We start from the raw sequence: 18,474 nt of genomic DNA, 5'->3' as shown, positions 1-18,474 counted from the left end.
CCTCCACTTCCGGCACCTCCCCTCACCCAGACTACTGGGTAACACACATGGGTAACACACATGGGTTAACACACCAGTGATCAAAGCTAGGTCGGCACTTGTCGAATCGCCCCCTAGCCCCCTTTCTTGAATGCCTGTTAGGGCTAGATTCTGGGGCAACCAAACTGTTCAAAATCCCCCAAATTGGGGGATTCAGGGGGCTGAGAGACTTGTGTGTACACGGTAGCTTACCCAGGGGAATGAGATGGTCTCTCATCTAGACTTTTCTAGACTTTACGGATTCGAGAAGGTATTGATTTCGCCGCCGCCAATATACTGCCCTGGCGGTGTGCGCGGCACCGAAAAGGGAGCCTGCTGCGACTGAGCGTTTGAAGAACTGGGCGCTGAAAAGTTAGGGGACGGGCTGGGTGCGGTCGTACCATAGCCGGGAGTGCTGCCATAGCTGCCGCTGTAGCTGCCGGGGATAGGTTGAGTTCGTACGGTAGGGGCAATTTGCGGTGTAGTGAAGTTGGGTGAAGTTGTGTTGGGGTAAAAGCCCGGTGTATTGGTGGGAGTTCTAAAGGCAGGCGGTAGGGTGTAGCCAGTAGTGCCTGGTGCAGGCGAGGTCTGCGGTACGTAGGAGGGTTGAAAGCCTGATGGTTGGGAGAAGGAGGGTTGGGAAAAACTGGGTTGCCCATAGCCTTGCCCATAGCCTTGGCCACCAGTAGGAGCGGGTGTTGCTGAATTGGAACCGGTCTGTGCGGTTGCCTCGGTCTCGGAACTAGCCTGAACATCCGCTTGAGTATTAGCTGGGGCTGCTTGCTCGCTCGCTGAAGGTTGACCTAAGATGCGCTGAATCGCAACCTGGAGTGGATTCTCGGCAGTTGAATTTGCAGCTGAGCTGGTGCCCAATTGTGAAGGAAATGCTGAATTGGTAGGTGTAGTCGTATCGGCGCTAAAGAGATTATCTAACTCAGCAGTGGCAGGTTGACTGGAACCTGCAGTAAAGGGATTGCGGCTAGCGCGTGGCTGCGAATTCGACCTGGATTTGGGAGCAGCAGATGGCTTGGAGGCTGAACTCGAGGATGGGCTGGATAGTAGCCGAGTCAGCAGATCCACCTTCAGGGAGGATGCGTCAGAGGGCAAGGCATTGGCTCCTGAAAGGTCGGTTGCATCCGGCAAGTCTAGAATTGTGCTGGCATCACTGATGGTTGGAAGCGCATCGGTTTCGGTGGCCAGATCGGTAGCTATATCACCGGCTGTATTTGAATTAGCGCCGGAGGTGGCGAGGCTGAATTTTTCTGGATGTTGCCAGTAGTCCGCCAAAAACAGTAGCGGTAGCCCTAGAACCATTGCTGCTGCCCAGACGCTGGGTTTGCTAAGCACTTGCAATTTCGCCTTCAGAGCACGAATTGTAGCCGATGATCGTTGGGTTGGCATTGCTCTACCTGCCTCTAACGCTGACTCCCTCTATTGTAGACAGCAGCAACAACGAGCTAGCAGGGGGTGTGAGGTCTTTGCGGAATCTTGAATCTCGGTTCACTGACGCGATGGACTCAACTCCAGAGTACTCTCAGCTCAGCGAGAAGAGCGGGCCAGTAAGAGAAAGGCGGCAGTGAGGCCGAAGATATTGGGTAACCAGGCTCCCAAGAAGGGAGTAATCATCCCAAGTTGAGCGATAGAGCCGAAAATTACGGTCAAGAGATAATAGGTGAAAATAATCACCAAGCTGATGGCAAAGCTGGTTGAGCGTCCACCCCGATCCAGCCGCGAGCCGAGGGCGGCCCCGACGAGGCCAAACGCAACGCAGACAAAGGGCAAGGCATAGCGCTGCTGAATTCTCACCTTCAGCTTTTGGATCTTGTCCTCACTGCCGCTTTGCTGCAATAGCTCTAGATACTCTAGCGACTGAGCAATATTCATTTCGTCGTAGTCGCGGGGTTGGGACGCCAGATCGAGTGGGCCACGAGGTAGTTTTAGCTGCTGCTCCTCAAATTTGACAATATTGCGGAAGGAGCCATCAGGTGAAACGACATAAATCGTGCCATTGCGGAAGTCCCAAGCTTTTTCGCTGCCGTTCCAGGTGGCAGACTTGGCGCTGACAATTTGATTTAAGCCTTCCTGAGAAAAGTCAAGAATCGTCAGGCCGCGCATTCGTTCACCATCAAATTCTTTGGCGTAGAACAAACGGGAAAGCGTATCTTCTTTTTCGCCATCTACTTCTTCCTGCCTAAATTCCTGATAGAGAATATTGCGCTCCTGAAAGGATGGATTTTCATCGTTGAGTGCTCTGGCAAGCGTCAGGGTGGCCTGGTAGTTAGCCGACGGCACGATTAGCTCGTTGAACGCGAAGGTCAACCCCGTTACCAGTAAACACACGAGCAGAGCCGGCAAAATCATACGGTAAACGCTGACGCCGCAGGCTTTGAGCGCAGTCAACTCACTATCGCTTGATAGACGGCTGTAGGTCATCAAGTTAGCCAACAGAATCGACATCGGAAAGGCGTAGGCGATGAACTGGGGAAATTTTAGCAGCAGCACCTGCACGGCAACCGAAATCGGCAAACCCGACTCTGTCACCCGCCGAATCAGCTCGAACAGCGCATCAATTGAGACGCCCAGGGAAGAAAATGCCCCGACACCAAACAGAAACGGCGGGATTAGTTCGGTGGCAATGTAGCGATCCATTACCGGCAGATTGGGGAATCCCTGCCAGCGAGGAAAGGAAAGGCGAGGCGTTTTCGGAAAGCCGGACGTCATAAAGGCAGCAAAATTAGGAGCGAACGAACTAAAAGCGAACCAAACAAAATTTACAGACAGCACCTACCAACAAAAACACCCAGCTGAAACGTAAACTTTGGCTTGAACCTTAACCAATCCCCGCTAAACTTGAAAGCTGTCACCCAGGTAATATTGCCGCACGAGTGGATTGGCGTAGAGTTCTTCAGCGCTGCCCGATGCCAAAATTTGTCCATCCCGCATGATATAGGCTCGGTCGATAATTGCCAGGGTTTCGCGCACGTTGTGATCGGTGATCAAGATGCCCATCTGGCGTTCCCGCAGGCGGGCAATGATCTGCTGGATTTCGGCCACAGCAATTGGGTCAATTCCGGCAAAGGGTTCGTCGAGAAACAGGAATTCCGGTCCGTTGATGCCAGCGGCCAGAGCACGGGCAATTTCTGTGCGGCGGCGCTCTCCCCCCGAAACCCGCACACCCAAGGTGCGAGCTACCTTTTCCAGGCGAAATTCCTTCAGCAAAAACTGAAGGCGCTCGTGGCGCAGTTCGGACGGTACGTGAGTTTGCTGCAAGACCAGCAGAATATTGTCCTGAACGCTGAGGTTGCGAAACACGCTGGGTTCCTGAGCCAAGTAGCCAATTCCCATCCGGGCACGCTCATGCATTGGCAGCGCGGTAATGTCTCGGTCATCCAGCCAGACTCGCCCTTGGTCGGGTTTTTCCAGGCCAGTGGCAATATAAAACGTGGTGGTTTTGCCTGCTCCATTGGGTCCCAATAAGCCCACGATTTCGCCTGTGGCGATCGAGAGGTGGACCCGATTGACCACAACTCGCTTACCGTAGGACTTATGAATATTTTCCAGCACAATCTTCAAGGACTCACTCCCAAAGCACGGGTGCAGGCAAGAATTGGTTTCGATTGTATCAAAGGCAGTTACCCCTCTTTTGCGTCAATTGGACTTTTGGTTGAGCTTGGTTAGCTTAATCGACGCTATGGAGGGCTGATCGGTGGTTTGAACTCGGGTTTGGGATTAAACGGCGGTTCGCCAGGGGGAGAAACACCTTGAGCTGGAGGCGCATCTTGCACTAAGTAAATCGATTCAACCTGCTGGCCGCTATCAGGCAGGGCAACAAAGCGGCCCTCGTCGATCAAGTAGGTAACGGTTTCACCGCGGAGGCTGTTGCCAGCTTGCAGAACGTAAACATCGCCTTGCAGTACAATCCGCTTTTCCCGACTGTAGTACTGCGCCTGGACCGAGGTGGCTTGGATCTGACGGGCTGGGTAGTTAATTTGCACATTGCCGCGAGCGGTAATCACGCCGGTAATCGCATTGGCCTCCTGCACATCGGCCCGTAACGTCAATGCCTGACCGGGTGTGGTGACTTGCGCTATGGCTGAGGGGGGTGCGGTGGAGCTGGCAACCAGACCAACCAGGGCCGAAACAGAGCCGACTGCACCAATCCGGCGAAGATGGGGTAAGGAGAGAAATCGAGATAACACCATAGCTGTGTCAGTAGTGGCCTAGTAGTGGGCTAACCAGAGGGAAGGAGGTGGAACGTTACCAGTCAGGCAATTGAACTTGTTTATTGAACCTGTTTATTGAACTTGTTTTATTGAACCTTGTTGCAGATCGCAGATCGATTAATTTTAAGCCTCTATCCTGACATAGAGCAGGTAAAGGTGTCTATGTGGCGCTTCTGTGTGCAATTTCTTACGAGTCTAGCTTTCTGAAACAACTCGTTGAATTTGCGGCAGATTCGGAATTGGCTGACTAGTCTGACTAGGGAGATCTCCCTGTAAGTCTTGATGGGAACCGGACGACCGTTGTTCCTGAGCTTGCAGGCTGGCTTGTAAGTTAGCTTGTAAGTTAGCTTGGAGCGCTCGGCTTTGCTCTAGCAGTTGGACCACGTCGATTCCGGCAAAGCTGGGCTGGTAATGTCGCAAGCGATTCATTCCCTCTCCTAGCAAAATGATTGCACCTCGAAAATTCTGATTGCCTAAATGATAGAGCGCTACTGCAATTTGCAGGATGCCTTGATAAAAGGTTTTTTGAGGCTCTACGGCTTCCATCCAGATGGCCTCTAAAGTATCGTGGCAGGCATAGAATTGCTGCTGATTAAATTCCTCGATTCCTTGCCAAAATTCTGGCGGCATCTCTTCGCTCATGGGTTGTTTCTGGAGGGGGGAGGGAGGTGAAAGAGTTTTGAGTTTTAAGGTTTGAGTTTTGAGTTATTGTCCCTAGGGGTGCGGGTGAGTGGGGTTTGCAACTGGGGCTGGAGGGGCTGTTGGGGTTGAATCAGTTTGCCTGGGAAAGAAACGCTAGGGTTGAGGCTAGGGGGGTCTTGCCAGCAAAGCCAGCGGCTGCCTGCGGGTAAACTCGACAGACCTGCGGTAGATGGCGTTAACCACAAGAGCGGCAAATGGGGGCGCTCAAAGGTGCGGGATTCGTTGGGCTGAATTGCTGCCAGTGCCTCCAGCACCACCTGTTCGTTTCTGAGTAAACCGGTGCCAGCTGTCCATAATCCTACGTTGACTTGCCGCCGCAAAGCATAGAAATAAAGAGACGCGGCTGCTACTACCGCCTGCTCAAACCAGTCTCTATCCCATGCCAGAGCGCTATCCAGGCCAATCACCAGCTCCTGACCGCCGGTATAGGTTTCTAGCTCCCGGACGCGCAGCTCACCATAGCGGGCACTGCTGCGCCAATGAATTAACCGCGTTGAGTCGCCCCAACGATATGGTCGGAGCGTGCGGGTGATGCCTTCGGTGGCTAAGCGGGACTGGTAGTAGCTACTGATTGGCTGATTGGTGTCCTGCCCCATCTCATCGATCAGCGGACACTGAGTCAGCGGCAGCACGGTTGGGTAAACAATTGCCTTGGCCTTGACGGTTTGATTGCGGCGGCACCAAAACAATCCCAGAGGAGCAGCCGTCCGGAACTGTACGGTTTGCCAGCGATAGATGCCCCGCTGCTGAGTCGGTAACTCCACCACCCAACGGTAGCTGTCTTGGGGTGGAATTTGTTCGATGGCGGTGCGAATCGGCGTCAATGGTGCAGGCAATTCGTCGAGCACCTGAATCAACGGTTTGACATGGGCGGTTTGATTCTCGACGACTAGCTCTAGAACCAATGCCTCCCCCACGCTCACAGGTTGAATCGCCGCCCGCTGGCAGCGAATGCCGCGCAAGGTTTGTACGGGCAACAGGGCCGCCAAAGCCAATAGGGCAACCATAACCGCGCTGATCACGTAGAGCCAGCCTGCCATCGTGTTGGTTGCGGCAGCAAAAAAGAAGAGGGCCAACCCGCCCAGCAGCCAACCGCTGTAGGCTGGATTAACCCAATGGGTTTCTAACCAACGAGTGAAGCGATCCAAGAGTTTCATTGTCACGATCAGGGAAATAGCCGCGCCTGTCAGTTTAATCTAGCAACTGGCTGATTCGGTTTTAAGTCTGCCCGGCTTTGGGGCGGGTCTATCCCAATCCCAGCAAACATGATAAGGACAGGCAAGCTATAATCTTTGCTGAGCTTGTATAAGATTCTTCAAAATTCTTTCATATGAACAACCCTCTAGTTCATGCCTTTTTTGTCGGTCGAGCTTTCGCAGAAGCCATTGGCGAGGAAGTTGAGAACGTAGTTACGAATGCCCTGGGTGAATTAGGTAAGTTCGACGCCGAGCAACGCGAACGGTTACGGCAATTTACCACTCAGGTGATGGAGCGGGCCAATCGGGAAGCCGAGCTGGCTATGCAAGGACGCACACCGACCAGTAGTACAGGGCTGACGACGACCGGGAAACCAGAAGACCTCCAGGCAGTGATTGATGATTTGCGGGCTGAAACAGCCCAACTGCGGGCGGAGCTACAGCGCTATCGCAATCGCCTTTCTTCCTAAGGGCACTTTTAGAACAGTTACGAACACGAATTGGCTTGGTTCACCTGATGTTTGAAGGAGTTGCGTGGCTGCTTTTTCCGACCGCCCCATACCTGCTCTAGCTGAGACCGAATCTGAGTCAGACATAGTACCGACGGGTTCTGCTGCCCCGGCTCAGATGAGTACCCTTGAATTGACTGACATGGACGACGCCCAAGCACAGTATCGAATCCGATCCTATGGCGATAAATCCTATCGCTGGAACCGTGAGAACTACTCACGCCAACGTCGCTACATTGACATCTGGGCCTTTGTCCTGAAGCTGATGGCGGCTCAGTGGGCCTACAACAAAGCCTGGACCTATCCCAACGGCCTGACTGAAGACAGCCAAGCGCAACGGCGACGCAAGCTCGCAGTTTGGATTCGGGAGACGCTACTGGATTTGGGACCAACCTTTATCAAAGTGGGGCAGATGTTCTCGACGCGGGCTGATTTGTTCCCAATCGAGTATGTTGAAGAACTCTCGAAGCTGCAAGATAAGGTGCCAGCCTTTAGCTACGAGCAGGTTGAAAGAATTATTGAACAAGATTTTGGTCGAACCATTCCAGAACTCTATCGCAGTTTTGACCCGATTCCGCTTGCGGCAGCTAGCTTAGGCCAGGTCCATCGTGCCCAGCTCCATTCTGGTGCTGAGGTCGTGGTGAAGGTGCAGCGTCCCGGCTTAAAAAAGCTGTTTACAATCGATTTGCAAATTCTCAAAGGCATTGCTCGCTATTTTCAAAACCACCCTCGTTGGGGCCGGGGCCGTGATTGGATAGGTATCTACGAGGAGTGTTGCCGCATCCTCTGGGAAGAGATTGAATACCTGAATGAAGGCCGCAACGCCGATACCTTTCGCCGCAACTTTAAAGACGAAGATTGGGTGCGCGTGCCGCGAGTCTACTGGCGCTACAGCTCGCCGCGGGCGCTGACACTGGAATATCTGCCAGGAATCAAGATCAGCCATTATGAAGCGCTGGAAGCCGCTGGACTAGACCGGAAGAACCTGGCGAAGCTGGGTGCCCAAGCCTATTTGCAGCAGCTTTTAAACGATGGCTTTTTTCATGCCGATCCGCATCCGGGGAACATTGCTGTCAGTCCAGATGGCTCCCTGATTTTCTATGATTTTGGCATGATGGGCCGGGTGCAGCCCGTGACACGAGAAAAGCTGATGGATCTGTTTTTCGGCATTGCCCAGAAGGATTCCGAGCAGGTGGTAGCTTCGCTGGTTGATCTGGGTGCTTTAGCTCCTGCCAACGATATGGGGCCGGTACGACGCTCAGTGCAGTACATGCTCGATCACTTTATGGATAAGCCGTTTGAGGAGCAATCCGTCGCGGCGATTAGCGATGATCTCTACGAAATTGCTTTTGATCAGCCGTTTCGTTTCCCGGCTACATTCACCTTTGTGATGCGGGCCTTCTCTACCCTAGAAGGGGTCGGCAAAGGCTTAGATCCAGAATTTAACTTTATGGAGGTTGCAAGACCGTTTGCAATGCAGCTTATGACCAATGGCAATGGCTCACGCAATAGTATTTCGGAAGGATTGCTCGGTGAAATTGGCCGGCAGGCGGCGCAGGTCAGCACCACTGCCCTAGGATTGCCTCGTCGAATTGAAGATACGCTAGATAAGCTGGAGCGAGGCGACATTCGAGTCCGGGTGCGGTCCACCGAAACCGATCGCGTTCTGCGCCGAATCAGTGGAGTCAACATGGGGACAAACTACACCCTGTTGATCGGGGCATTCACCTTATCTGCCACAATCTTATTGGTGAATCAATACATCTGGTTAGCTATACTGGCGGCTATAGCTGCTTTAATCTCAGCGATTGCTTTTATTCGGCTGCTGATTCGCCTTGATCGAGCGGATCGGATGTTTTAACATCACCCCCATCTGCGATGCCAGGGTCATGCTATGAAACGTTTATTCACGGGTCTGACTGATCCGGGACTTCTCCGCGCAGTAAATCAAGATGACTATTTTATCGATCCCAAGGGTCGATTCTTTATCGTGGCGGACGGCATGGGCGGACATGCAGGGGGTCAGGAAGCCAGCCGCATCGCAACGCAGGCCATTCAAACCTATCTCAATGAACACTGGGACTCGGACGAATCCTCTCAGTTGCTGCTAGAGAACGCCTTTTTGAAGGCCAACGTCGAGATTTTGCAAGACCAAAGCAAACACCCAGAGCGGGCCGATATGGGCACGACGGCTGTAGCTGTGATGTTTCGAGATGATCAGCCCTGGTGCGCCCATATTGGCGATTCGCGGCTCTATCGATTGCGGGGAGCCAAACTGCATCAAATTACCGAAGACCATACCTGGGTGGCTCGCGCCATGAAGTCGGGAGATTTGACGCCGGACCAAGCCCGGATTCATCCCTGGCGGCATATTTTGTCGAAATGTTTGGGTCGGGAAGATGTGCGGCAAGTGGATGTGCAGCCGTTTGATTTGCAGCCCAACGATCGGCTATTGCTGTGTAGCGACGGTCTGACCGAAGAACTTTCAGACCAGTTGATTGCCTCCCATCTCAAAACTATCCGCGCCTGTGACCGGGCCGCCTTAGCCCTCGTGAACGCGGCAAAAGAACGGGGCGGACGAGACAATATTACCGTAGTAATCGTGGCCTTCGATGATTCAAATTCTTATGAAGAATAGAGCGCTCAAATCTGGAAGGTTGCTGTAAGCTATTTCTGTGTTTTTGCATCTGTTCCTTTCTGTTCATCGAGCGATTACTCATGCGATCGAGATCAGCCGCACATCGAACTAAAACTGCTTGGCCAAAGCGGGCTTTTCGGCACGTCAGTCGATTCGTTTCAGGACTGGCGCTACTCCTGCTGTTTGGCTTTGGCTACCAGCGGGTAGAAGGCTTATGGCGGGAACCAGAGGCGGTCTTGGTCTTGGGTGGAGCAGCAGAACGAGAACGGTTTGCGGCTGAGTTTGCCAAACAGCATCCCGATCTGCCGATTTGGGTCTCTTCTGGCAGTAATCCAGAGTATGCAGAGTGGGTGTTTACCGAGGCAGGCATTGACCCCAATCGGATTCATCTAGACTATCAAGCGGTTGATACCGTCACCAACTTCACCACCCTGGCCGACTATTTCAAAACTCGCAATATTCGCAGCGTTTACCTAATCACCTCGGACTATCACATGCGTCGCGCTCAGGTGATTGGCGAGATTGTGCTCGGCAGTCGCGGCATTGATTTTCGCCCCGTCGCAGTACCCTCGGCCCGCTCACCCGAACCCCTCAGCAAAGTAGTGCGGGATGCGGCGCGTGCGACTCTCTGGGTAGTCACTGGTGAAACCGGCTCAAGTTTGGCAGCAAAATTTAGATAAGGACTCAAAAAATAATACAAAAGTACTATTTAGACTGTCCATTTCGGGTTTGATCGGTCAAGATGGAAAAGGGAGTGTTTAACGTCACTCTGTCTTGGTTTTGCTTTATTCAAAGCTTTTTAGGATCAATCCGAGCAGGAGTATGTCAGAACTTGAGTACGCTCGGTCAAACCCGACAGTGGATGCCAGTCCAGACAGCGAAGAATTAGAAGAACTATTAGATGCCTCTAGTTTGCACACGGTCTTGACCATGCTAGAGGTGATTGATTCGCTAGAAGAACTGGCCTTATTAGAAACCTTGACGCCTGCCCAAAAGCGGCAAGTCTGGGACGCCACGCCAGAACCTACCCGCATGCGCCTGAAGCAATTGCGAGCTGGTGCTGCCCAGCCAAATGAAGCACCGTTGCAGCGCCCTAATCGTGAACCAATTGAAGCAAGTACCAGCCTCAGCCTAATCGATTCGTCGGAATTGGAAGAGGATTGGTTTGACTCAAGCGATGAAACATCTGATCTGGATGCGCTGGCAGAAATTGACCTCACTGCCCATGAACCGCTGAATTTATCAGCTCAATCAACGGTGGCGGTAGGGAATTGGATCGTGTTACAAGCTCAGCCAAACCTATCGCGAGCCGAGCTGATGGCGATTTGGGAAGTGGTTGAGGTACGCGGCAACTATGCCCGGATTCGGGCCGAGAGTCTGGGCGCACGAACCTACCCCACCGCTTGGATGGCGATTTATCCCCAACCCATTGAGCCTGAACCGGAGTTCTAGTGCTTTGCTACAGCGCCACTTCGGTGAGATTCGGCAATTGAGGAGTCTGTGGAGCTTGATTAGGGCCAGGATTGGGAGCGATTTCGTTTGGGTAAGGGCTGCCCAGATCAGGTATATCGGAATAGTGCAGATAGGGGTCAGGGTACGGATACAGGTAGGGATCCGCATAGGGATCGACTGGGTAGGGTCCTGGATAAACTGACAGGGGCGGCCCTGGAGGAGTCCGGACTACCCTAGGCGGCTGCATCACGCGAGCCAATAGTTCTGGCGCAAAATAGGCCGTGGCAAAGCGAATGTATACATCCCGATTGTGGGCATAGTCTCCGGCGATAGCACGGCGGTAGGTGCGGTCAAACTGTTCTCGCACACCCCAATAGTCTGCTCCAGCCGTGACCCAAGCCTGAATATTGCGGGCTACTTGCAACTGCTCTGCCGCGCTGAGACGATGATGCTCAACCGGCTGTAGGGCTTGAGATAGATCGAACAAATAGTCGTTCTCTTGCTGGGTCCAGGGTGCGATGCGTGCTGGGTTTTGGGATGAGTTGACCGCAGGTGAGAGAGGATTGGATGCGGCAGTCGAAGCGTTGGAAGCGTTAGAAGCTGGAGCAGTAGGTGCTGGGGAAACTTGACTAACTGCTTGATTCACCTGAGGCGATTGGACGACCTGTCCAGCGGTCGGAGCTGTAGCAACGGTTGACCGTGATGGAGTGGTCGGAGCTGATTCGCTGACCTCAGTCAGGCTGTTCCAGGCTAGACGGCCAATCACGGTGACAGTCATAAGAGCAGAACTCAACAACCCAATTGACAACAGTGCAGCAGAGGCTTTCATTGGTCGAGGGTACGAATACAGCGTGGTACTGGATACTTACAGATTTTGCACACCCAGATCAGGAAAAATCAAATTGCCTCTATCCCATTCAGTCGATTAACCTCATGATTGTTCAGGCCCCTCAGTACAAGCGTCTCTCTCCCGGCAGATCAGGTAAAACACCAGCACTACGAAATCTTGCTCACGAAATTTGCTGTAATGAGTGAATAATCATATACAGCCTTTTTCAGGCTAGTGAAGTACGAAAAACGGGGTGCAGGGGCCGTGCTCCTGCGTGGGCGCGAAGCCCCCACATCCCCCATACCTCACATGAGTGAAAAACGCTGTAGCTAGTGAATAGCGAACTAACGGTCAGCGACTTGTGGAACTAAAGCAAGAGGCAGATATTCGCCAATACATCGAAACCTGGCTGAAGCAGCAGGGCATCTCGTTTGAGCGGGAAGTCGTCTGTGGTAACGGAGTGCGGGCCGATCTGGTCACGCCGGATATGGTGATTGAGATTAAAAAATACCTAAATCGCGGCGCAATGTACCAAGCGCATGGGCAAGGGGTAGCCTATCAAAAGCTGCTGAATAAACCCAAGCTGTTGATTATTGGCTTGGCTCCTCCTTCAGAAAGCAGGTATCAGGAAGCCCAGCGGATTGCTGAAAATATCCGGAGCGAAACCGTGCAGGTCGTATTTCTGGATAAAGATCCGCGCTGGGAGCTGGCGGTGGCTTCGGCTCAATCTCCTGCTTCTAGTTCAAAATCTGCCTCCAAACCCCCCGTTCTCCTGCCATTTGAACCGGTGCCTGCCTCGGCCTCAGAATCTGCGAAATCTGCGAAATCTGCGGCCTCTAAATCCTCCAAAGCGTCTGAACCAACGGCTCAGGAGCAACCAAGTGGCTCTGGCATGAAAGACTTTTGGGTGCTGCTGCTGCTAATCCTGTTCTTCCTCTGGATTCGGGCTGCAATATGGCGCAATCAGCCCACCGAAGTTCCAACCATGCAACCCAGCCCAGAAGTAGTTCCCTGACTGCTGCTACTATGACCAACCTTCCTATTCCCCATTACCCCCATCTCCTCACCCCCTACCCCCTACCCCTATCCCCCTACCCCCTACCCCTATCCCCTCACCCCACCAGCCCCTGCCCTGTGCCACAATCAATGATCAACGGGTAGGGGAGGTTCATGCTGGAATCACTGCTGCGGAAGCGCTACAAACTGGTTTCAGTGTTAGGAGCGGGGGGGTTTGGTCAAACCTACCTGGCCGAAGACACTGAAAACCCAGAGCTGCCGCGCTGTGTGGTGAAGCAGTTTAAGCCGGTCAAAGATGATCAGCAGTTTCTCAGCATTGCGCGACGCTTGTTCGATACCGAAGTCAAGATGCTGGAGCAACTGGGACAACATCCCCAGATCCCAACCTTCTTAAATTTTTTTGAAGAGAATGGCGAGTTTTACCTGGTTCAGGAGTTTATCGACGGTCAACCCTTGAGCGAGGAATTATCTCCGGCCCATCGCCTGACGGAAGCAGAGGCGATTGAGCTGTTGCGCGACGTCTTGGGGATTTTGGTCTTTGTGCACTCCCAGCAGGTGATCCACCGCGACATCAAACCCAGCAATCTGATTCGGCGCAAAGCAGACGGCCAATTTGTGTTGATTGATTTTGGGGCGGTGAAGGAAATCGGTACCCAATTGCTAAGCGAAACCGAACAGAAGTTTACGGTCGGCATTGGGACGCAGGGCTATACGCCGAGCGAGCAGTTGGCAGGACGCCCGCGCTATTGCAGCGACATCTACGCTTTGGGCGTGACGGTGATTCAAGCCCTGACTGGTACCCAACCGACTCAGCTCTTGGCCGATCCAGAAACGGGAGATCCGCTTTGGCAGACCCAGGCGATGATCAGCTCAGGTCTGCGAAGCATTCTGGAAAAAATGGTGCGCTATCACTTCAGTCAGCGCTATCAGTCGGCTCAGGAGGTGTTGCAAGCGCTCGACCGGCTGGCGGAGGCTCCGCTGGAATCAACGATGATGCCCTCTTCGCTGGTGATGCCTACGGCCTTGCTGCATCATCCGATTGCCGACCAGATGGACCGGACGATTGTGGATACGCCGGTGCGTCCGGTGAAAAATTGGCGCAGTCAGTTGAGGAAGGGCATCCAGATAGTGGCGGTAGCGGCTGTGGCGGTGACAGGGCTATTGGCTGGACTGCGGCAGATGGCCTGGTTAGAGGCTCCCGAACTGGCGGTCTACGACCAATGGGTGCGCTGGCGTCCGGATGCTGGCATCGACCCACGGCTGCTGATTGTCGAGATCACTGAATCTGACCTGCAAACGCTGCGGCGAGGCACGCCTTCCGACCGGGATGTAGCTCAGGTGATTCAAAAATTGCGTCAGTACCAGCCGCGAGTGATTGGCTTGGATCTGCACCGGGATTTGCCACAGGAACCGGGTCATGCTGAGCTAATGCAGCAGTTGCAGTTTGCGGATGTGATCACCATCATGAAGCTGGGCAACGGTCAATCAAAGTTTGATATTCCGCCTCCGGCTGGGGTACCTCCAGAACGGCTGGGGTTCAATGATTTTCCTATTGATCCAGATAATGTGCTCAGACGGAGCCTGCTGTATGGCACCAATGCCGGACAGCGGTTTAGCTCGTTTTCACTGCGATTGGCAACCCGCTATTTGAAGCCAAGCGGTTTGATCCCCAAACGAAGCGACCGTTCTGCGGAGGTGATGCAGCTTGGAGACGTAAACTTTTGGCCGCTCAACCCCAGTTTTGGGGGCTATCAACAGCTTGATGCCGCCGGATATCAGGTGATGCTCAACTACCGCTCGCCCAAGCCTCCCGCTCGTCAAGTTACTTTCACGCAGGTTTTGAACGGTCAAGTAGACCCCGCTTGGGTAAAAGACAAAGTCGTCTTGATTGGCACCACGGCAGCCAGCGGTAAGGATTTGTTCTACACGCCCTTCAGCAGCGGCAAGTCGGAAGAGCACCTGATGGCCGGTGTGGTGGTGCATGCCCAAATGGTCAGCCAGATCCTGAGTGTGGCGTTAGACGGTACGCCTCTGATCTGGGCTTGGCCCGACTGGGCAGAATTGCTGTGGATTGGCGGTTGGGCAATGGTCGGCGGTAGTCTAGCCTGGTTTGTGCGGCATCCGTTCCTGTTTGTTATGGGGACGGCTGGGATGCTGATTGTCCTGGTTGGAACAACCTTTATCATATTCACCCATGCCGGTTGGTTGCCCAGTGTGGCACCGGCCATTGCTCTCGTCTTGACGGGTGTGACGGTAGTATCTTGGCGGTCCTATCAGTTGGAGTGAAGCCGCTGCCAACTCAAGCCACTCAAACCGTTAGGCCGTGAATGTTAACCCCAAGCCCAGCGCAGACAACGCTTTGCGATAGGTAATCGAGCTTTTGTCACCGGCAATGTGAACCTCGTCTTGCAGCCGCAGCGGCAAATCTTCTGGATACTGCTGCTCGACCATCGCCTGGTCCTCACCGAAGACCTGATGATTAAAATCCAGCGTGTCCTGTAGAGGAGCATCCTTGTCGAAGTTGCGGCAGATCGGCACAAACAGGCACGTCTTGCGGGCTGAAACCGGCGAAGCGGCATTCAGGATATGAAGTAGCCCATTCGGGAAGGTGACGGTCAGTTTGGCAGTAAAGGGCAACCACACCTCGAACAGTCTGCGCCAAAGGAAACCCTCTGGAGCGAGATGCTTGAGGCCATGCGGGTAGTTGCTGACTGTACTGACATAGTTGGCCCGAAACCCGTGGGGGGTCCGCTCAACCGGATAATCGGGCACAACTGGATTGTCAGGCTCACCAAAGGATTCCTGATGCACAAAGGCAAAATGGCTGACATCTAGAAACCCTTCCATCTGACGACCGGCTGCTGCATCGATGTTGACGCTATTGGGTAACACCTGAATATAGTCAGGATCATCCCATGCGCTCAGGTCGGGAAAATGCACCTCGCCATTGTCTACCAACCGCACCCAAACCAAGCCATAGCGCTCCATCACGGCAAATGTAGTCAGCTTCAGGCGCGAGGGAATGGCAGCATGGGGTTCAGCCGGAATGCAAATGCACTGGCCCTGTTGGTTATAGCGCACGCCATGATAGGCACAGACCAGCTCGTCGTTTTCCAACCACCCCAAGCTGAGCGGCACACCTCGATGGAGACAAATATCGCGGGCGGCCACCACCGTACCATCCGAGACGCGGAATAGAACAAGGCGTTCGTCGAGTAAACGGGCAGCATAGGGTTTGTCGGTAATCTCGTGAGAAAAAGCAACCGGATACCAAAAAGGGGCCAAGATGCGCCAATCGCTTTCAGTAAAGGTGCAGTTACGGGGCAGGGTAAAGGCGGTGTTGTGGGGGGATGTTTCGGTGGTATACATGCTGGCTAAATTGCATCAGAAGAAACAAAAGATGTTGTTAAAGGTACGGTCTGTGCTGCTGCCAGTCTGTATTCCTTCGCACGGTGATTCCTAAAGGATTGTTACACCGGTTGGCTATTCCTCAAAAACAATCCCCGATTGACCAATGGCTAACCGGGGATGAGTATATGAGTGAATTATGTCAAGCTTTCTAGTTTTTGAAATCCTGCGGTCCTTGATAGCCCGAAAGTTCGGCTAGCTTTTGCAAGCTTTGGGTGCCGGAAACCATTTGGCCATTAATTTCCCAAGTCGGATAGCCCTTGATGCCCTTGCTTTGGCAGATGCCTGATTGAGAGTTAGGACCAGCCGGATCGCATTCCACATAGGGCATTTGAGCAGCGGCTTCCTTGCCAAACAGCTTTTTCTGGTCAATGCAGTGGGGGCACCAGTACGCGCCGTACATCTTGGCTCCGGTGTCCGTTAAGTGTTTTGCCAATGCGATTTCAGAGGGGCCAGAGGTAGTGGTGGTGGCAAAGGCAGAGGTGGTTTCAGAAGAACCATCAGTGCTACTGGCGTTGCCCAAGTTGTAGATGCCCAGCGTGCCAACCAGCGTTACCATCGCCACAATCAAACCACTGAACACCAACTGCCCAGAGTCTTCCCACTCTCGCCCAATTAGGGTCAAGACAAACATCGCTAAGGCAAACAGCGCCGAGGCTACGCAGTAATAGCAAACCCCACCCCAGCCCGAAACCGCGATAAACTTGGCTGCCATGATGTACATCAAGTAGCCGCTAAACACCAGCATGGCCGTTGCGCCCAAGAACAGGAACAACCAGGTCCAGTTTTCCAGTTCCACCCGCAGAGGCTTATCCTTTTCAGGGCTGACGGCATAGGGAATCAGCGCCAGCGCCAGCATGCCGGCATAGGCCAAAAACCCAAACAGGGAAAGCGGTAATCCGAACACTTCGGCGTAGGTACTTGACAAAACCTGCTGGCACCCACTGGTGGGGCAGGCTGCTGCGCCACCGAACCATTTGGTCGCGGTCAGATATCCGGTATTGAGCAATCCCAACGTGGCAATTCCCGCAATGATCGGACGCGACCAGCGATGAATCCAGGGGATCGATTTGCGACGGCTACTCATACGGCTTCTTGTCCTTGTGCGGCTACTCATAGGCTTTGGCTCAGCGTTTCTAGAAGTTCAAGCGTAATCGTCATCAACATGGCAATTGGCTTCCCAATTCCTAGATGCTATTCTGCCTCAAACTTTTAAAAGTGAGCTGTTATTCAAACGCTATGTTCCAACTCTATTCAGTTTTCCCACGGTCTGTTTTGCCCATTCATGCTTCCAATTCAGGAAGGAACGGCTTCAGGAAGGAACGGCAACGGTTGACGAAGCAACAGACGGTGCTTGTTGCTTCAATGAGAGGCTACGGCGCATCGCTTCTACAAATTGACTAACGCGAATCGGATCAATCGGCTGCTCGATCTGACCACGGCGTTTTAGAGAACTGGAGACAATCACGCCATCGGCGGCCTGAATCAACCGAGGAATATTTTCCCAGCTAGCTCCACTGCCGATGAATACGGGTGTGCCGTTCGCGGCAGCACTGGCTAGCTCTAAATCTTCTAAGCTGGGTGGACTCCCTGTAGCCCAACCCGACAGAATCACGCCGTCAGCCAAGCCGCGTTCGATTGTTTCCTGTACGGCTGTCGTCAAATTGGGCGAACCCAGCGGACGAGCGTGCTTCACCAACACATCGGCCAAAATCTTGACATCGCTACCCAGTTCACGTCGATAGCGTAGAAGCTGATGCGCCTGTCCTTCGATTAGCCCTTGGTCGGTCGCCATCACACCCGACAGCACATTAACGCGGATAAACTGAGCCTGGACACAACTCGCAATCGCCATTGCACTATGGGCATCGTTGCGCAAGACATTAATCCCAATCGGCAGGGTGACTAAATGCATTAACCGCTGCACCACTAGACTCATGGCGCTAACCACGGCTGGATCTACTGCCTCTTTGGGAAAGGGGGCGTCAAAAAAATTCTCGACTATGATGCCATCGACGCCGCCCGATGCCAGAGCCGTTGCTTCTTGCTCAGCTCGATCGATAACGGCTTTAAGATTGCCTCCCCAGCGTGGCGAGGTGGGCAGTGGCAGTAAATGAACAACACCAACAATGGGATTCGCGGTTTTGAAAATCTGTTTTAAGTCCACAGGTTTATTGCAGTTTCGGACTCAGGAATGGCGTGAACAAAATGGGAAAAAAGCAGCGACTGCCGTTCTCCTCTATAAACTTACTCTAACAGCAATCCATACCCCTTCTATCCTGATAGAGGGACAAACTCTATTCGATGACAGTTTGATGACAGTTTGATGACACTTCAAGCCGCATCTACCCGGACAAAACCCTGCCTGTGTGGTCTCCAACCCCAAAAAATAGACTTGGTCTTATGCCGCGATTTCAATCGTCAATCTTGCTAATTGCTTCCAATCGCCAGACTCCAATCGCTAAATGCGAACAAGCCAAAC

General features: G+C 53.2%; 17 protein-coding genes. 7 read left to right on the top strand and 10 right to left on the bottom strand.

The window, feature by feature from the left end:
- Nucleotides 1–273 precede the first annotated feature (273 nt).
- The 6 genes from HJG54_RS08260 to HJG54_RS08235 all read right to left on the bottom strand — a co-directional run bounded on the left by HJG54_RS08260 (nucleotide 274) and on the right by HJG54_RS08235 (nucleotide 6,100).
- The gene (locus tag HJG54_RS08260; RefSeq protein ID WP_316434397.1) at nucleotides 274–1,419 is read right to left on the bottom strand and encodes a hypothetical protein; all 1,146 of its coding nucleotides are present in this window, start codon (nucleotides 1,417–1,419) and stop codon (nucleotides 274–276) included.
- A gap of 138 nt (nucleotides 1,420–1,557) precedes the next feature.
- Entirely contained in the window at nucleotides 1,558–2,739 is a 1,182-nt protein-coding gene (locus tag HJG54_RS08255) for an LptF/LptG family permease (protein WP_316434396.1), read from the bottom strand.
- A gap of 123 nt (nucleotides 2,740–2,862) precedes the next feature.
- Nucleotides 2,863–3,591 (bottom strand): LPS export ABC transporter ATP-binding protein, encoded by a 729-nt coding sequence (gene lptB, locus HJG54_RS08250; RefSeq protein ID WP_420717351.1) that lies wholly within the window; start codon nucleotides 3,589–3,591, stop codon nucleotides 2,863–2,865.
- A 116-nt stretch (nucleotides 3,592–3,707) separates the two neighbouring features.
- A complete protein-coding gene (locus tag HJG54_RS08245) occupies nucleotides 3,708–4,220 on the bottom strand; it encodes an LptA/OstA family protein (RefSeq protein ID WP_036003574.1) in 513 nt (170 codons plus the stop codon).
- A gap of 216 nt (nucleotides 4,221–4,436) precedes the next feature.
- The gene (locus HJG54_RS08240) at nucleotides 4,437–4,883 is read right to left on the bottom strand and encodes a DUF309 domain-containing protein (RefSeq protein WP_316434394.1); all 447 of its coding nucleotides are present in this window, start codon (nucleotides 4,881–4,883) and stop codon (nucleotides 4,437–4,439) included.
- Nucleotides 4,884–4,927: 44 nt separating this feature from the next.
- Nucleotides 4,928–6,100, bottom strand: coding sequence for a DUF58 domain-containing protein (locus HJG54_RS08235; RefSeq protein WP_316434393.1), 1,173 nt, complete (start codon nucleotides 6,098–6,100; stop codon nucleotides 4,928–4,930).
- Between the two features lie 173 nt (nucleotides 6,101–6,273).
- Between HJG54_RS08235 and HJG54_RS08230 the strand changes: the two genes are divergently transcribed.
- The 5 genes from HJG54_RS08230 to HJG54_RS08210 all read left to right on the top strand — a co-directional run bounded on the left by HJG54_RS08230 (nucleotide 6,274) and on the right by HJG54_RS08210 (nucleotide 10,738).
- Nucleotides 6,274–6,609, top strand: coding sequence for a DUF6825 family protein (locus tag HJG54_RS08230; protein ID WP_036003571.1), 336 nt, complete (start codon nucleotides 6,274–6,276; stop codon nucleotides 6,607–6,609).
- Between the two features lie 64 nt (nucleotides 6,610–6,673).
- The gene (locus tag HJG54_RS08225) at nucleotides 6,674–8,509 is read left to right on the top strand and encodes an ABC1 kinase family protein (RefSeq protein WP_420717349.1); all 1,836 of its coding nucleotides are present in this window, start codon (nucleotides 6,674–6,676) and stop codon (nucleotides 8,507–8,509) included.
- Nucleotides 8,510–8,542: 33 nt separating this feature from the next.
- Nucleotides 8,543–9,286, top strand: a complete 744-nt coding sequence (locus tag HJG54_RS08220; RefSeq protein ID WP_316434391.1) for a Stp1/IreP family PP2C-type Ser/Thr phosphatase — start codon at nucleotides 8,543–8,545, stop codon at nucleotides 9,284–9,286.
- A gap of 80 nt (nucleotides 9,287–9,366) precedes the next feature.
- Nucleotides 9,367–9,966 carry a YdcF family protein gene (locus HJG54_RS08215; protein WP_316434389.1) on the top strand — a complete coding sequence of 200 codons (600 nt, stop codon included), beginning with the start codon at nucleotides 9,367–9,369 and terminating at the stop codon, nucleotides 9,964–9,966.
- A gap of 142 nt (nucleotides 9,967–10,108) precedes the next feature.
- Nucleotides 10,109–10,738: a hypothetical protein gene (locus tag HJG54_RS08210; RefSeq protein ID WP_316434388.1), complete on the top strand. Its 630-nt coding sequence runs from the start codon at nucleotides 10,109–10,111 to the stop codon at nucleotides 10,736–10,738.
- A 7-nt stretch (nucleotides 10,739–10,745) separates the two neighbouring features.
- Here the strand turns inward: HJG54_RS08210 and HJG54_RS08205 are convergent, their stop codons facing one another.
- Nucleotides 10,746–11,516, bottom strand: a complete 771-nt coding sequence (locus tag HJG54_RS08205) for a hypothetical protein (RefSeq protein ID WP_316434387.1) — start codon at nucleotides 11,514–11,516, stop codon at nucleotides 10,746–10,748.
- Between the two features lie 412 nt (nucleotides 11,517–11,928).
- Here HJG54_RS08205 and HJG54_RS08200 point away from each other — a divergent pair, with 412 nt between their 5' ends.
- Complete coding sequence (locus tag HJG54_RS08200; RefSeq protein ID WP_316434386.1) at nucleotides 11,929–12,582, top strand: hypothetical protein; 654 nt, start codon at nucleotides 11,929–11,931, stop codon at nucleotides 12,580–12,582.
- A gap of 155 nt (nucleotides 12,583–12,737) precedes the next feature.
- Nucleotides 12,738–14,870, top strand: a complete 2,133-nt coding sequence (locus tag HJG54_RS08195; protein ID WP_316434385.1) for a CHASE2 domain-containing protein — start codon at nucleotides 12,738–12,740, stop codon at nucleotides 14,868–14,870.
- A 30-nt stretch (nucleotides 14,871–14,900) separates the two neighbouring features.
- Here the strand turns inward: HJG54_RS08195 and HJG54_RS08190 are convergent, their stop codons facing one another.
- From HJG54_RS08190 to btpA, 3 genes are all read right to left on the bottom strand, one after another.
- Nucleotides 14,901–15,953 carry an aromatic ring-hydroxylating dioxygenase subunit alpha gene (locus tag HJG54_RS08190; protein ID WP_316434384.1) on the bottom strand — a complete coding sequence of 351 codons (1,053 nt, stop codon included), beginning with the start codon at nucleotides 15,951–15,953 and terminating at the stop codon, nucleotides 14,901–14,903.
- Between the two features lie 190 nt (nucleotides 15,954–16,143).
- Complete coding sequence (locus HJG54_RS08185) at nucleotides 16,144–17,079, bottom strand: vitamin K epoxide reductase family protein (protein WP_316434383.1); 936 nt, start codon at nucleotides 17,077–17,079, stop codon at nucleotides 16,144–16,146.
- Nucleotides 17,080–17,304: 225 nt separating this feature from the next.
- Nucleotides 17,305–18,159, bottom strand: coding sequence for a photosystem I biogenesis protein BtpA (gene btpA, locus HJG54_RS08180; protein WP_316434382.1), 855 nt, complete (start codon nucleotides 18,157–18,159; stop codon nucleotides 17,305–17,307).
- Between the last annotated feature and the right edge of the window lie 315 nt (nucleotides 18,160–18,474).

Source organism: Leptolyngbya sp. NK1-12, assembly GCF_032598965.1.
In the GTDB taxonomy this organism is placed as follows: Bacteria; Cyanobacteriota; Cyanobacteriia; order Elainellales; family Elainellaceae; genus Elainella.
Note: the sequence above shows the minus strand (reverse complement) of the source record. Positions and strands in the feature narration are given on the sequence as shown.